At 52.3% G+C, this 13818-nt stretch carries 11 protein-coding genes; 4 read left to right on the forward strand and 7 right to left on the reverse strand.

All coding sequences use genetic code 11. The features are described from left to right. Positions 1–169 precede the first annotated feature (169 nt). Positions 170–2026 carry a heavy metal translocating P-type ATPase gene (locus tag JFL75_RS02275; RefSeq protein ID WP_215625078.1) on the forward strand — a complete coding sequence of 619 codons (1857 nt, stop codon included), beginning with the start codon at positions 170–172 and terminating at the stop codon, positions 2024–2026. Between the two features lie 278 nt (positions 2027–2304). On the opposite strand, the gene JFL75_RS02280 is transcribed toward JFL75_RS02275, so the two are convergent. The 6 genes from JFL75_RS02280 to JFL75_RS02305 all read right to left on the reverse strand — a co-directional run bounded on the left by JFL75_RS02280 (position 2305) and on the right by JFL75_RS02305 (position 8961). Next, positions 2305–2649, reverse strand: coding sequence for a DUF6176 family protein (locus tag JFL75_RS02280; protein WP_215625079.1), 345 nt, complete (start codon positions 2647–2649; stop codon positions 2305–2307). 29 nt (positions 2650–2678) lie between these two features. Next, positions 2679–4430 carry an ABC transporter ATP-binding protein gene (locus JFL75_RS02285; protein WP_215625080.1) on the reverse strand — a complete coding sequence of 584 codons (1752 nt, stop codon included), beginning with the start codon at positions 4428–4430 and terminating at the stop codon, positions 2679–2681. Then, a complete protein-coding gene (locus JFL75_RS02290) occupies positions 4427–6226 on the reverse strand; it encodes an ABC transporter ATP-binding protein (protein ID WP_215625081.1) in 1800 nt (599 codons plus the stop codon). The genes JFL75_RS02285 and JFL75_RS02290 overlap by 4 nt, the downstream gene beginning before the upstream one ends. 21 nt (positions 6227–6247) lie before the next feature. Continuing rightward, positions 6248–7618 carry an MATE family efflux transporter gene (locus tag JFL75_RS02295; RefSeq protein WP_215625082.1) on the reverse strand — a complete coding sequence of 457 codons (1371 nt, stop codon included), beginning with the start codon at positions 7616–7618 and terminating at the stop codon, positions 6248–6250. 110 nt (positions 7619–7728) lie between these two features. Continuing rightward, a complete protein-coding gene (locus JFL75_RS02300) occupies positions 7729–8388 on the reverse strand; it encodes a TetR/AcrR family transcriptional regulator (RefSeq protein ID WP_215625083.1) in 660 nt (219 codons plus the stop codon). Between the two features lie 141 nt (positions 8389–8529). Further along, complete coding sequence (locus JFL75_RS02305; RefSeq protein WP_215625084.1) at positions 8530–8961, reverse strand: MarR family winged helix-turn-helix transcriptional regulator; 432 nt, start codon at positions 8959–8961, stop codon at positions 8530–8532. Between the two features lie 97 nt (positions 8962–9058). Here JFL75_RS02305 and JFL75_RS02310 point away from each other — a divergent pair, with 97 nt between their 5' ends. The 3 genes from JFL75_RS02310 (at position 9059) to JFL75_RS02320 (ending at position 11073) form a co-directional block, all read left to right on the forward strand. Continuing rightward, entirely contained in the window at positions 9059–9757 is a 699-nt protein-coding gene (locus tag JFL75_RS02310; RefSeq protein WP_215625085.1) for a nitroreductase family protein, read from the forward strand. A 197-nt stretch (positions 9758–9954) separates the two neighbouring features. After that, a complete protein-coding gene (locus tag JFL75_RS02315) occupies positions 9955–10314 on the forward strand; it encodes a nuclear transport factor 2 family protein (RefSeq protein WP_215625086.1) in 360 nt (119 codons plus the stop codon). Positions 10315–10356: 42 nt separating this feature from the next. Next, positions 10357–11073, forward strand: coding sequence for an alpha/beta hydrolase (locus JFL75_RS02320; protein WP_223292748.1), 717 nt, complete (start codon positions 10357–10359; stop codon positions 11071–11073). Here JFL75_RS02320 and JFL75_RS02325 read toward each other — a convergent pair whose 3' ends face one another. After that, positions 11074–13746, reverse strand: coding sequence for an ATP-binding protein (locus tag JFL75_RS02325; RefSeq protein WP_215625087.1), 2673 nt, complete (start codon positions 13744–13746; stop codon positions 11074–11076). Positions 13747–13818 lie beyond the last annotated feature (72 nt).

Consider the following 13818-nt stretch of genomic DNA (forward strand, 5'->3'; position numbering starts at 1 on the left):
ATTCTTTAAAGAAAATTATACAAAAGAGCGTTGGTTTTTTATGAACCGGCGCTTTCTTTTTTCGCGGAACCGGTTTTGTAATCTGCGGTTTTTCTTCTGCAATACTTATTGACTCATATTCCCCTAGTATATATTATACCTATACCCCCATAGGTATAGGAGCTTTGTTATGATTGAATTCCTGAAAGATGAGGAAAAACGAGGTATCCTTTTCCTTGTCACATCCGGTATATCACTGATCGCCAGTTTCTTTTCTGGAAAATATCTTCCCCTGGATCCTGCCTGGATCGCCATCGTACTCTGCGGTATTCCAATTGTAAGAGGAGCCGCCGTGGCTCTGGCCACCGAATTTGATGTTAAGGCGGATCTGCTGGTTTCCCTGGCTCTCATTGCGTCGGTAATCATCGGAGAAACCTTTGCCGCCGGCGAGGTGGCCTTTATCATGACCCTGGGGGCCATGCTCGAGGAGCGCACCGTCGCCAAGGCCCGGGCGGGCATTGAAAGGCTGGTACACCTGACGCCCCGTACGGCCCGGATCGTACATGAGGGAGAGGAACGGGTTATCTCCGCCGAACAGGTCAAAGTAGGGGATATGCTGCGGGTTCTTGCGGGGGAAACCATAGCCGTTGACGGTATAATCGTTACCGGCCAGACTTCCATCAACCAGAGTGTGATGACCGGCGAATCCCTGCCGGTGGACAAAGGCGCCGGCGACGAAGTTGCCAGCGGCACGGTCAACCAGTTCGGGACCTTTGATATGCGGGCATCGAAAGTAGGGGAGGACAGCTCTCTGCAGCGGATGATACGCCTGGTGGAATCCGCCGACGCGGGAAAGGCAAAAATCGTCGGGCTTGCCGACCGCTGGGCGACGTGGATTGTGGTGATTGCCCTTGTATCCGCTGCGGTCACATGGTTCGTCACCGGTGAAATCATCCGCGCCGTAACTATCCTTGTAGTGTTCTGCCCCTGTGCCCTGGTACTGGCAACTCCCACGGCAATCATGGCAGGAATCGGCAACGCGGCAAAATACGGCATCCTTATCCGTGAGGGGGACGCCCTGGAACGGCTTGCCGCCGTATCCCGGCTGGCCTTTGACAAAACCGGTACCCTGACGTACGGTACGCCTCATGTGGTTGCCGCCGACAGCTTCGATTCCGGAATGTCTGGGGAGGAAATATTTTCCTTGGCGGCCTCTGCGGAACGGCTGAGCGAACATCCCTTAGGCAAAGCCATCACCGCACATTACAAGGAAACCGCCGGCAGCCTTCCCCGGGAACCGCAGAAATTTTCCCTGATCGCGGGCCGGGGTGTGGAAGCGCAGGTGGAGGATAAATCAATTCTCGCGGGAAATCCCGAACTGCTGGCGGAACAGATGATCCGTCTGCCCGATTCAATGATGGAAAAAGCGGAAACCTACAAGAACGACGGCTGTACGGTTATTTTTATCGCGGTAAACGGAATTGCCTCGGGTATGATAGCCCTGGCGGATGAACTCCGCGGTGATGCCGCCCAGGTTGTGAGGAAAGTCGGGGAGAGCGGTATCGGAACCATACTTCTCACCGGCGACAATGAACGTGCCGCGCGCCATATTGCGGACGAGACCGGAATATCCGAAGTCTACGCGGATTGCCTGCCGGAAACAAAATTGAAGATCATCGACCGCTGCCAGCGGGACGGCAAGCTTATCTGTATGGTGGGTGACGGCGTGAATGACGCTCCGGCGCTTAAAAAAGCCCATGTGGGCATTGCCATGGGCGGTATCGGCAGCGACATTGCCATCGATGCCGCGGACATTGCCCTGGTAGGGGACGATATTAAAAACCTTCCCCATCTCCTTAAACTTTCCAGGAAGACCATGGGGAAAATTACGGTTAACCTGACCGCGTCCATGGTGCTTAACTTTGCAGCCATTATCCTTGCCATGACCGGGATACTCAATCCGGTGGTCGGCGCGCTGGTCCACAATGTGGGTTCCGTGGTGGTTATTATCAACTCTTCGCTTTTGCTCAAGTGGAAGGAAAAATAAACGGGGAAATATTACCGCTCACCGTGAAAGAATTGCGGCGGCCAATCCCAGGAGAAGAACCGCGGCCAGGAGAAAAATGGTCGGAAGTTTCCGTTTTATGTAATAAAGCATAGTTTCTGCTCCCGCAGTATTAGTATAAATAGTTAGCATAAACTAACTATTTATACTATACCATAACAAACCGCGGAAGGCAATAAAAAAGTTTATCCGGCCGGGTAATGCCTGTACCCAAAAAACTTAGGCACAACCGGGCGGAGCTCAATCAATAAGAGAACCCTTCAAGTCTTTAGATCTTCCAGGTTATCCATATAGAACAGACAGTCCATGATATCCCCGGCAAGGAGATTGATACATTCTTTCATGTAGGCAAAGTGTTTTTCGTCCAGAGGGCTTTTGCTTTTCTTCGCGGTTTTATTTGAATAATCAACATCCTCCGCGGCGAAAAACATATATACATACATGGTACCGGATTCCTTGGCGCAGAAATAAGCTTCCAGATACGCTTTTTCATTTTTCAGCAATTGGGAACCCTGATCCGTGTTTTCCTTAAGAAAGGCAAGCCACTCTTTCGCAACCTTTTCCTTTCCCTTCTTTACCTTAAGCTTATACAATTTGATATCCATGGTTTTCTTCTTTTTTCCGGTCCGCCGGTTCAGGCCGGTATTTCCCGTCCGCCGAGCTTCCAGCCGATGGATTTCTCCCGCATGGTAATAAAATCCGCGTAGAGCCCGCCGGTTTCCATAAGCTGGGAATGGGTACCCCGCTGAATGATCATGCCCTTGTCCAAAACCAGAATCTGGTCGGCGTGCTGTACGGTCTTAAGCCGGTGGGCGATCATGATGATGGTTTTGTTTTTTGTAAGCTGACTTATAGCTTCCTGTAGCAGGGCTTCGTTTTCCGGATCCACATTGGCGGTGGCTTCGTCCAGGATAATCACCGGAGCGTCCTTGAGGAGCGCCCGGGCGATGGAGACCCGCTGTTTTTCGCCCCCGGAAAGGGTCGCTCCGCCTTCGCCGATGACGGTATTATATCCTTCCGGCAGGGCTGCGATAAAGTCGTGGCAGCAGGCTTTCTTGGCCGCTTCCCGTACTTCATCATCCGTGGCGCCGGGCTTGCCGAATTTGATATTATTGGCGATGGTATCGTTGAAGAGGTACACGTTCTGGAAGACCATGCTGAAATTTGAAAGCAGGCTGTCCAGGGTGAAATTCCGGACGTCCCTGCCTCCGAGGGTCACTGTCCCGGAGTCCGCATCCCAGAAACGGGCCATGAGCCGGCACAGGGTTGTCTTGCCGCCGCCGGAGGGGCCGATTACCGCGGTGGTGGTTTTCTGGGGTATAAGGTAGCTGACATCGTTTATGGTCTTCCGGTTTTTGTAGGAGAACTCCACATGTTCTCCGGCTATGTCACGGCGTTCCGGAACTATTTCCGTACCGTCACTATCCATCACCGGGGTCCGGAAGATTTCTTCAATCTTATCCATGGAAAGGTCCAGCACCCGGAGCAGGGCAGAATAGTTCCCCGCGGATTCCAGCTGGCTGTAGACCATGAAGGAAGATATCACCAGGAGGAGGCAGTTCATCAGAGCCATGGTCCCGTTCAGATAGAAAAGAAGGGAGACAAAAAGCATGGCCAGACCGAAAAACTTAAGGGTGATGCTCTGGAAACACATATAGGGAACAAAGGTTTTTTCCAGTTTGAAGTTTACCGCTTCGTTTTCCTGGATGGCTTTATCCGCAGTCTGTTTTGCACCCTGGTCCAGGTTGTAGGACCGAACCACGGCGATTCCCTGGATATATTCCAATGCTGCAGCCACAAGACGGCTGTCCGCTTCGGTCTTCTGGGGCGAAATCTTCCGGGATTTCCGCTGCATAAGGGCATTGATACCGAAGAAACCGGCGATACCCGCAACGATAAGGAGACCAATCCGCCAGTCGTAGAAAATGACTGCCAGGGTAATCATTGCGGTGGTGAGCACTCCCTGGGTGGTGAGCATAATCACCCGGGTGGCAACATCCTGGAGATTCTCCGCGGTATTGGTGGTTACCGAGGTTATGTAGCCAAGACTGTTGTCGTTGAAATAACCCATGGGCATGTACCGCAGGCGGTCTCCGATTTCGATGCGTTTGTTGGTGGCCACCGTATAGCCCGCGATGGTTTGTTTCATGGTCATACTGGCCCGGGTAAGGGTACATCCGATAATACTCACCAGCATAATAATAAGACTTGTCCAGACCGTCTTTGTTCCCATGGTTCCGCTGAGCAGTTCTTCGAGTACCACCGCGATGGCGGGGATACGCAGGGCCTCAAAAACAGCGTGAAGCAGGGAGATTCCCAGGGATTGGTAGAAATATTTTGCCTGGCTTCCAGCGAAGCGGAAGAATTTCTTGAATATGCCGATCATGCTTTTACCTCCGCGGTAATATCTTTCGTATCCTTTGCCGCTATATGGGCACGCCACATCCGGAGGTACAGGGGACTCTGCTCCAGCAGTTCTCCGTGGGTACCCTGTGCCGCGACCTGCCCCTTGTCGATGACCACGATTTTATCGGAATCGCTCACCGTGGAAAGACGGTGGGCAATGACGATGAGGGTCCGGCCCGCTACCAGCCGGGAAACCGCTGCCTGGATTACCGCTTCGTTTTCCGGATCAGTATACGCCGTGGCCTCATCCAGGATAACAATGGGCGCGTTCTTGAGCATGGCCCGGGCAATGGATATCCGCTGTTTTTCCCCTCCGGAAAGGTGCCCCCCGCCGCTGCCGGTGCGGGTCTCATACCCGTTTTCCAGGGCCATGATAAAGTCGTGGCATCCGCTGGCCTTGGCCGCTTCCTCTACCTGGGCGTCGGTGGCTCCGGCGCGGCCCATACGGATATTTTCACGGATGGTCTCGTCGAAGAGGTAGGTATCCTGGGTCACATAAGCCACCGTATCGTTGAGCTGGCGCAGCGGAATGTTCCGGATATCCGTTCCCCCGATAGTGATGGTTCCTTCATTAGTATCCCATAATGAAGCGATGAGTTTTGCCAGGGTTGACTTGCCTCCCCCGGATGGACCCACCAGGGCGGTAACACTCCCTTCCGGAATATCAAGACTCACCTTATTCAGTACGGTCTCCTCTTTGTAGGCGAAGGAAACATCCTGCAGTATGATACCGCAGCCCAAAAGAGCCGCTTCGCCGGCAGGCCGCTCAAGGTCCGGCGCTTCCAGGATTTCGGTGATTTCCGCAACGATGGCGGCGATTTTCCCCATATCATCGGAGTAGGACATAGTAGTGATCAGTGGGCCGACTACGCCCAAAGACAGGATTATGGCCATAATGAAGGTTTCGATACTCAAAGATCCCGCCATATAAAGCAGACAGCCAATAGGGAGAATACCCACCAGCACCGCCGGAAAAACGGACATGGCCAGGGAAAAATATGTCTGGGTGGAACGCATCCAGTCAATGGCCGAGTTCGCCGCCTCTTTCGCTGCACGGGTAAACTTATCGTAGGATCCGGCGGACTGGTTGAAAATCTTGATGACCTCGATGCCGTTGATGTACTCTACCGCTGTCGCGTTAAGCTGCTTGTTTTTGGCCACGTAATTCATGAATCGTCCTTCGTATCCGGACATCATGGCCATGTAGCACAGAAAACCAAGGGGCAGGGTGATCAGTGCGGCCAGGGCCATGCGCCAATCCAGCGCAAAGAGGTAGATAATCGTTGCCAGGGATACCAGCACATTGCCGCTCATCTCGGGCACCACGTGGGCCAGAGCGGTCTCGATACTGTCGGCCCGTTCCACCAGGACATTCTTCAGCTTTCCTGATGGCGTATCCAGAAGGAAGCCCATGGGCAGGCGGGTAAGTTTTTTAGTAAGCCTGAGACGTACCTCGGAGATAACCGCGAAGGTTGCTTTGTGGGATAAGGTAGTGGAGACCCCGTGGCACAAGTAACGGATCACCCAGAAGCCCGCTGCCCAGAGACACCATGCGGCATAAAAGGGAATTTCCCGGACTCCCTGGATGAGGGCGATAACCATCCGGGCCACACAGAAGTATGGAGCCATGCCGCAGGCGACCCCCAGGGTGGCAAAGATTACCGAAGCGATATACCCTCTTCTGTGAGGGCTGGCAAAATCCAGGAGCCAGCCGACCGTACTTTTCGCGGCGATGGCCCCGCCGGACCCGGCATTGTTCTCTTGTTTTTCTTTCATAAATAAACTCCCTAATGAGTATTACGCCGCATTGGGCATAGGTTTTGTTTCGGCCTCCAGCCTGCTCAAAGCTCTGAACTCCTTTCCCAGGAAAACCAGTGCCAGGATGAGCACAATGGCGTCGTTCGCGGGGATGGCCAGCCATACCCCGGTAACTCCCAGGAAACGGGGCAAAATCAATACCAGGGGGACGATGAGAAGAATCTGCCGGAGCATTACCAGGGCTCCGGCCTGGGCTCCCTTGCCCAGGGATTGGAAGAAAGTCATGGTCATGATCAGAAGACCGTAGGTGGGGAAGATGGAATACATGAGCCGGAAGTTCACCAATCCCCGTTCTACGATTGAAGGGTCGGTGATAAAGGCCGACAGGATTGTCCGGGGAAAAGCCTGCATTATGAAGAAGAATACCAGGGCGAGGAGCGTCGAACCGGCGATAAAAACCTTGGTCATGGTTTTTGCCCGGCGGTACTGTCCGGCTCCGTAGTTGGTTCCCACCGCCGGCTGCAGTCCCTGGCTCATACCCCAGACCGGCACAAACGCCAGCTGCAGTACCCGCTGGGCCGCGCCCATGAGGGCAATCTGGTCGGCTCCGCCGTACCGCACCGCGGTATTGTAGACCACGGTCATCTGGACCAGCATAAGTACCTGCATAAGCATGGCACTTACCCCCACGGAAAAAATTCCCGGGAGGAGCTCCGGTTCCAGACGGATTCTGTGGAAACGTACCACCGGACTCTTTTTTATGAAGTATATCATGGTAAAAACCGCCTGGCAGAACTGGGACAGTATCGTCGCCAGGGCAACCGCCTGGGGGCCGCGGCCGGGCATAAGGATGATGAATATCGGGTCCAGGATAATGTTAAGCACAGCTCCGCCGGCCATGATGGCCATGGCGGTTCCCATACGGCCTTCGGCGCGCATTACCATATTGGCGCTCTGCATAAAGTTTACGAAGATTGAACCCATGTATACGGTCCGCAGGTAGGTGGTACCCATGGCAAGGACTTCGCCTTCCGCGCCGGACAGACGGAGCAGGGCAGGTGCCAGGGGAATCCCGGCCGCCATAACAATACCCGACAGGAGAAGAACCAGCACAAGAAGGTTGCCCATGATCTTGTCCACGGTTTCCCGGTCCCCGGCGCCAACGGCCCGGGACAGAATTGACCCGGAACCGATGCCCACCAGTACGGCGATACCGTTGTTTACGAGAACGAAGGGCGAAGCGGCGGACACGGCACTCATGGCTGATACCCCCACCATCTGGCCAACGTAAATTGAATCCACAAAGGCGTAAAGCCCTACCACAAACTGACCCAGGATTGCCGGCAGGCTCAATTTGAGCATCAGCTTCCAGGGGCTTTCGGTCAATAAATTTTCCCGTACATCAGACATTTCCGGCTCCTTGTATTGTTTCATATCTGTCTATATGAGTTAGGATTAGCTAACTCAAAAGCTCTAAAAAAAGGCCCGGAGTCCGGTTGCTCCGAAGGCCTTTTGCGGCGCTAGGTTCTCCTTACTGAGAGTGCCTCTGGCGCTGTTTTAACCGCCGTAATATCAAATCCCAGCATAACATCCCATCCGGCGGTAAAAAAACTGGTTATATGATCCACGTATTCCCCGGCTTCCCTGCGGCTCATACTATGGGCTACGGTCTCGAATATTGCCGAGATATACGCGTTGGACAGGATGTGAATCAGGTTAAGTTTAAGTTTCCGGGGATTGTAGCCCCGGCGGCGCATAACCTTGATGAACTCCGCGCTGGCTTCGGTTTCCATATCTACCAGGGATTCTATAAAATGCTCATATTCAGTTCCGGCGCTGGAACAGACAATGAGTTTAAATGCATCAAACTGGCCGTATATGCGGTCAAAAAGAGCGTGAAGTTTCCCCGCGGTATAGCCATGCATCAGATCAACCTGATCCGGTTCGGAAAGCGCCTTAAAGCCTTCATGGGCGCGGACAAAGCCATCCCGGAAATCCGATGCCGCCGGCTCCACCAGGGCGCGGAACAGCGCTTCCTTGTCCGGATAGTGGGCGTAAATGGCCCCGGTGGTCACGCCTGCCCGTTCGGCAATGGTCCTCAGGGAGGCATCCTTGAATCCTTTGGTGAGAAATTCTTCTTTTCCAGCGGAAAGAATCCTTTCCCGAGCGTTTTCCTTCATAAAGCCGCCGTTTGATAACAGTGTTATTAATAACACTGTTATTTTTACAGAAGATAGGTTTGTCTGTCAAGGGCAGCGCCGGAATTTGCGTTCATCTTAAAAAAATCATTTTCAGCGGTATTGGCGGTTTCAGCAGCAGCCCTAGTCCCGGGGAAAAAAATACTCCGATCCGGACTGTCCGGCTTTCTCGAGAACGGCTGAAAAACTTTCAATCTGTGTTTCCGTCAGCCCCTGGGTGATAAATTCTACCCAATCCGCAACAACCCGGCGGATATGGGGGAGTTCTTTTTTTGCCTTCGCGGTGGGGTGGAGCGTGTAGGTCCGCTTATCGCCGGGCAGAAGTTTCCTGGTGATATAGCCTTTTTTCTCAAGATGTTCCAGGGCTCTGGTAATATTGCTGGGATGCACATAGACCCGCCTCCGGAGACTCTCCTGGGGCAGTCCCGGGGAATCACAGATATGAATAATAAAAGCGTGGTGGCTGCTGTTTATTTCCAGATCCTTAAGCCGCTGGTCCAAATACTGATTCCCCAGTCTCCCCAGCACCGCCAGCCATTTGAATATACTTTCCATAACCCTTCCTTACATAAAAATATAACGGGGAATACGAGGAAAAGTAGTTGCGCTCGCAATTAAAATCCGCTATACTCAAATCTATCATGGAGGAAAAATGATGCGCAAGATGAATACGTATCTTATTGCAGGCTTTATCCTTTTTCTGGTTATTGGGCTGTCCGCCTATGCCCAGGGAAACAAGGATACCGGAGCCGAGGCGGTAAGCGCCGCCAGTGATTCAGCCGGAATACCGGAATCCGCCGGAACCCCGGCGGCTGCTGCCGCAATCACCAGGGACAGCGGAACCAGCGGAATCTTTAGCCGGACCACGGCGCGGTCCTTTTCACCGGAGCCGGTTACCGAGGAACAGATTGATCTTCTCCTCCGGGCGGCGTTCGCCTCTCCCACCGGCGGAAATCAGCGTTCCTGGGAATTTATCGTTGTTACCGACAGGAAAGCCATGGCTGTGATCCAGGAAGGCCATCCCTTTGCCCAGGCACTGGACACGGCGCCGCTGCTGATCATTGTCGCGGGAAATGAGCAGAGCGCCCGGTACCGGGAACTGCTGGAATTCGACTCTGGAATCGCCACTCAGGCCATTCTGATCCAGGCCGCCGAACTGGGGTTGTCCAGCGTGGCCATGAGTATCGCTCCTCAGGAAGCCCGGATAGGAGCGGCTGCCAGGGCCGCGGATCTGCCGGATTACGTAGTCCCCCATATAATGATTGCCGTGGGGCATCCTGCCTCGGACGCGGTCTCTTCGGCGAGCGTCAATTTCTACAGCGCCCAGAAGGTACACCGCGGGAAATTCTGAAAAGACAGCTGCCGCGTTTTTTTTAAACCCGGTACTCCGGTATACGGTTTCCTGCCGGACGCTGTATACCGGGGTGCCGGTAGATATAAGCGGATGGTTAATAATCACCGCTGACCGGGCCCATTGAGATTTTTCCGCCGGTATGGGATAGTTTATTCTCAGCGGATTAATTGACCGCAGAAACATGGAGGGACAGCATGAGCGGGAAACCTAAGGCCGTTCTGAAGGAATGGGTCGCTTTATTCAACCGGGGGGACGCCGATGCTCTGGCTGATTTGTACCATGATGACGCGGTAAACCATCAGGTAGCCAACGAGCCCGTGGAAGGAAAAGAAAACATCCGTGCCATGTTCCATGCGGAATTCTCCGCCGCGGAGATGGTCTGTATCATGGAAAATCTCTTTGAAGACGGGGAGTGGGCCATTTTGGAATGGAAGGATCCTCTGGGATTGCGGGGGTGCGGATTTTTCCGTATCGTTGACGGAAAAATAAAATTCCAGCGGGGTTATTGGGATAAACTTTCCTTTTTGCGGCAGCACAATCTGCCGATTTCCTGACAGCGCCATAAAAAATATTTTCGCCGCAATAAAGGATTTACTGTGAAAGAAGAGAAATTACACATTGAACATATTCCGGCTGTTTTGTACGGGCCTGATTCGGATAGGCTGTACCTGTACGTTCACGGACGGTACTCAAACAAAGAAGAAGCCCTGGGTTTCGCCGCAGCCGCGGTGCAGAACGGGTACCGGGTAATGAGTTTTGATCTCCCTGAACATGGGGAACGGGAAAACCAGGATTACCCCTGCAACGCGCGGAACGGAAAACGGGACCTGGAAATTGTATACGCGTACTTAAAAGACAGGTACAAAAAGTTTTCACTCTGCGCCTGCAGCCTCGGGGCTTATTTCAGTCTCCTGGCTTACCAGGATATTGCCTTTGAACGCTGCCTTTTCATTTCTCCCATTCTCAATATGGAGCGGCTCATTAAAAACATGATGGTGTGGGCAAATGTTTCGGAAAATGAACTAAAGAAAAAAGGAACCATCGGAACATCCTTCGGGGAAACCCTGTCCTGGGATTATTACCAGTACGTCAGGGAGAATCCAATACGGAAATGGGACAGTAAGACCTTTATCCTCTATGGGGAACGGGACAATCTGACTGAGCGGCAGGTTCTTGATTCCTTTTCAAAAAAATACAGCTGTGATGTTACGGTTATGGAAAACGGCGAACATTACTTCCATACACCTGAACAGCTGGCGTATCTGGATCGCTGGATAAAATCGGCAGTTTGCCGCACTGAAAAGGGTCGTTGATTATTTCAGGTATTTTTCCAGTATTTCCATTGTCAGGCCGTAATCCAAAGGCTTGCCGATGTGACCGTTTATTCCGCTTTCAAGGTATTTTTCCACATCTTCCTTAAATACATTGGCGGTCAGCGCGATGATCGGAACATCCTTATTAACCGCCCTGATAAGTTTTGTGGCTTCAACACCATCCATGACGGGCATCTGTATATCCATAAGGATCAAATCATACAAACCGGGGTCGGCGGCAAACATCTTATACGCCTCTTCGCCGTTTACGGCGCAGTCGATTCCGGCATGTGTGGCCTCAAGCATGGCGAGGACAATTTCACGGTTGATCTCATGATCCTCCGCGAGCAATATTCTTTTTCCGCTGAAATCATGTACCTTTTCTGATCCCGCGGGTTCGGTTTCACCTTCGCCGGCCTTCCGGGCCGTATCAGCCGCGACCCCCTGGGCTAAGGGGGCATCGGTCTGTTCCGGACTGTCCGCGCCCCGCTCCAGTTTTACGGTGAAGAAGAATGTCGAGCCCTTATCCGGTTCGGATTCGACCCATATTTCCCCGCCCATGAGTCCAACGATGCGCTTGGACAGCGCCAGGCCCAGACCGGTTCCGCCGAAACTGCGTGAGGTGCTGCTGTCGGCCTGCTCGAACATGCGGAATATTTTTGTCTGCTGTTCCGCGGTTATGCCGATTCCCGTATCGGAAACTTCAAACTGCAGTGTACATACATCCTTCTCCGTATTTTTAACAAACGCTTTCAGGCCGATTATCCCCTGTTCCCCGGTGAACTTTACCGCGTTGGAAAGCAGATTGATGATCACCTGGGACAATCTGAAATCATCACCGAAAAATGTTTCCGGAACATTTTTATCAATTTCCGTATTCAGGGTTTGCTTTTTTTCTTTAAGCTGAACGTTTGCCAGGCCTATGGCATCCTCAAGCATTTTATTGAACTTGAATTTCACCGGCGAGAGCTCCAGCTTATTGGCTTCCATTTTCGACATATCCAGGACATTGTTTACAAGCGAAAGAAGATGCACGGAAGCTTCTTCGATCTTTTTAAATGAATCTTCCTTCTTTTTTTCTTCCTTCGCTTTTTGCCCTATAGCGGCCATGCCTACAATAACATTAAGCGGCGTTCTCATTTCATGGCTCATGTTGGAAAGAAACACCGACTTCGCCCTGTTTGACGCCTCCGCCTGGTCCCTGGCCGCGGCCAGCATCACGTTCAGCTCGCCCAGGTGCTCATTCTTTTTTTCAAGTTCCTGTGAGTTTTTGGTCAGCCTGCTGACGAGATCGTTGATCTGCTCCACCATGGTTGTAAAAGCCGTGGAGAGAATTCCCACTTCATCGTTGTTTTTTGCCTTGGGAATATCAACGCTGAAGTTTCCTTCGCCCACCTGTTTTGCGGAATCGGCCAAACGCAATATGGGCTTTGTCAGATTCCTGGTGACGATATAGAGCAGCAGGGCGATAAAGGCTATTCCGATAACAGATACGAGAATGACATAGTTTCTGATTTCATTGGATTTCTGCAGCACCTTCGCCATAGGTACGTTAACCGCTACAGACCATGGATTCGTGGCTTCACTGAACGGGATGGGCATATAGACTTTGTAATAGCCGTTTTCGGTTACGGTAAACGGTTTTCCGTCCGCTATCGCCGCGGTGGCTTGATCCGCAATACGCAGCCGGTCCGCATCCAGCTGAAGGATTTCCCTGGCCATATCGTTGGTGAGCAGGGTTAAATCCAGGCTGACGCCGCCGGGGTTCTCGGTATAAGCGGTAAGGTTCCGGGCAAAGGCTGCCGCGCTGCCGTATTCTTCGTCTGACGATGAGTGTTTTTTCACGTAATTATCCGCAGCTGCCAGCGCTTCCCGCGCTTTGGATAAATCGGATTTCAGCATATTGTACACCGATGTGGCGTAGACACTTTTGTTAAAGTACTCATCGTCGGGGTGAGCGACGATGATACCCGAGTTCGAGTAAATCTCCGTATATTCATCGAGTCCGCTGGTATTAACGTGGGAGACCATCTCCTGCAGGCTGTCCAGGGCCATGTCGGAAGAAACGATCCCAATAAACTCGCCGTCTATCAGTATGGGAAACACCAGGCTGGACATCAATACGGGTGTTCCCTGGACTTCAAAGAAAAAAGGATCGGTAATATATTCTTTCCCGGAATCCCGGGCGCCGGCGTACCAAACATCGTTGTCAAAATCTTCCAGCGGTTCTACGCCGATTTCTCCATCCTGCAAACTCCAATACGGCGCATACCGGCCTGACTCGCCGTACAGCGGATACTGTCCGGCGTATTCGGCGTCTTTGCCGTCCAATTTATTCGGCTCAAAGGCTACACAGAATGAGATAATGTATTCTTTTTGCCTCAGCGAATTCTGCAGAATAGCATTCAGCGTATCCCTGTCGGCTTCACCGCGCTCTATCAGTGTTTTAAAGACCGTCATCAGGGATTCCGATGTCACCCGTGCCGCCTGGAGCTCGGATTTTATTTCATAACTGTATTTGGCGGACATTTCATCCGCCAGTGAAAAGGCGTCATCCTTGGCCATCACTATACTTCGGTAGGAGACTATCGAACTTACAAGGCTGAATGTGACAATAACCACCAGGGTTATCAGAATAAATAACTTAATCCGCAGACTTATCTTTTTAAACACGGAGATTCCCTCACTCAAAATAATCATTCAGTCAGATACACCAGGAAACAGCGGAACCGTTAGCCGGAAGCT

Origin of the sequence: Breznakiella homolactica, assembly GCF_016616095.2 — a bacterium.
Classification (GTDB): Bacteria; Spirochaetota; Spirochaetia; order Treponematales; family Breznakiellaceae; genus Breznakiella; species Breznakiella homolactica.

Excerpts from the sequence above, each read along its gene's own strand:
- JFL75_RS02310 (WP_215625085.1), top strand. The coding sequence starts at position 9,059 with ATGATGCGCAAGATGAATACGTATCTTATTGCAGGCTTTATCCTTTTT.
- JFL75_RS02300 (WP_215625083.1), bottom strand. The coding sequence starts at position 8,388 with ATGAAGGAAAACGCTCGGGAAAGGATTCTTTCCGCTGGAAAAGAAGAA.
- JFL75_RS02295 (WP_215625082.1), bottom strand. The coding sequence starts at position 7,618 with ATGTCTGATGTACGGGAAAATTTATTGACCGAAAGCCCCTGGAAGCTG.
- JFL75_RS02305 (WP_215625084.1), bottom strand. The coding sequence starts at position 8,961 with ATGGAAAGTATATTCAAATGGCTGGCGGTGCTGGGGAGACTGGGGAAT.
- JFL75_RS02280 (WP_215625079.1), bottom strand. The coding sequence starts at position 2,649 with ATGGATATCAAATTGTATAAGCTTAAGGTAAAGAAGGGAAAGGAAAAG.
- JFL75_RS02315 (WP_215625086.1), top strand. The coding sequence starts at position 9,955 with ATGAGCGGGAAACCTAAGGCCGTTCTGAAGGAATGGGTCGCTTTATTC.
- JFL75_RS02285 (WP_215625080.1), bottom strand. The coding sequence starts at position 4,430 with ATGATCGGCATATTCAAGAAATTCTTCCGCTTCGCTGGAAGCCAGGCA.
- JFL75_RS02290 (WP_215625081.1), bottom strand. The coding sequence starts at position 6,226 with ATGAAAGAAAAACAAGAGAACAATGCCGGGTCCGGCGGGGCCATCGCC.
- JFL75_RS02275 (WP_215625078.1), top strand. The coding sequence starts at position 170 with ATGATTGAATTCCTGAAAGATGAGGAAAAACGAGGTATCCTTTTCCTT.